The following is a 1021-nucleotide window of genomic DNA, read 5'->3' on the forward strand; positions in this document are numbered from 1 at the left end:
TTTTTGCCGTACCGCAGACTGCGAGGCGCAGGGGCATACCGAGTTTGCCCATTTTGATGCCTTCTTCGTCGCAGAAAGGTTTGAAGAGGTCGTGGATGGCTTCAGCGGTCCAGTCTTCCAGCCCTTCAAGGCGTTCGGCGAAGCGCAGCATACGGGCGGCGGCTTCGTCGTCCCAGTGTTTCTGCACGTCTGCTTCGGCAGGGGTTTGTTTGACGTAGAAGTAGAGGCACTCGTCAGCGAGGGTGTTCAGGTCTTGGGCGCGGTCTTTGACCAATGCCAACACATCTTCCAAAGCAGGCTTGCTTGTTTCATGGATGTCGCGCAGGGCGAGGCGCGGTTTCACCATTTCGGCCAGTTTCTCGTTGGCGGTGATTTTGATGTGTTCGCCGTTAATCCAGTAGAGTTTCTTCAAGTCCATGCGGCTTGGAGACGGGGAAACATCTTTCAAATCAAACCATTCGATGAATTGTTCCATTGTGAAGAATTCATCGTCGCCGTGTGCCCAGCCCAAGCGTGCCAGATAGTTGAGCATGGCTTCGGGCAGAATACCCATTGCGCCGAAATCGGTAATGGCAACGGTATCGCCGCTGCGTTTGGAGATTTTTTTGCCTTGTTCGTTGAGAATCATGGGCAGGTGGCCGTATTCGGGCAGATTTGCACCGATGGCTTTTAAGATGTTGATTTGTTTCGGGGTGTTGTTCACATGGTCATCACCGCGGATAACGTGGGTAACGCCCATGTCGTAGTCGTCCACGACAACGCAGAAGTTGTAAGTCGGCGTGCCGTCGGCGCGGGCGATAATCAGGTCGTCGAGTGCTTCGTTGGGGATGGAGATTTCGCCTTTGACCAAGTCCGTCCATTTGGTCACACCGTCCAAAGGTGTTTTGAAACGGACGACGGGTTGCACGTCGGCAGGGATTTCGGGCAGAGTTTTGCCTTCTTCCGGACGCCAGCGGCGGTCGTAAGTCGCCGTGCCTTCTTTTTCGGCTTTCTCGCGCATGGCTTCCAGCTCTTCTTTGCT

At 54.5% G+C, this 1021-nt stretch carries 1 protein-coding gene; it reads right to left on the minus strand.

What is annotated here, in order from left to right; translation table 11 throughout:
* Positions 1-1021: glutamate--tRNA ligase (gltX, locus tag ACTHS3_RS14580; protein ID WP_440368323.1), on the minus strand; the 1021-nt coding region annotated here is incomplete at both ends.

The organism is Neisseria sp. P0009.S007, from assembly GCF_051962515.1.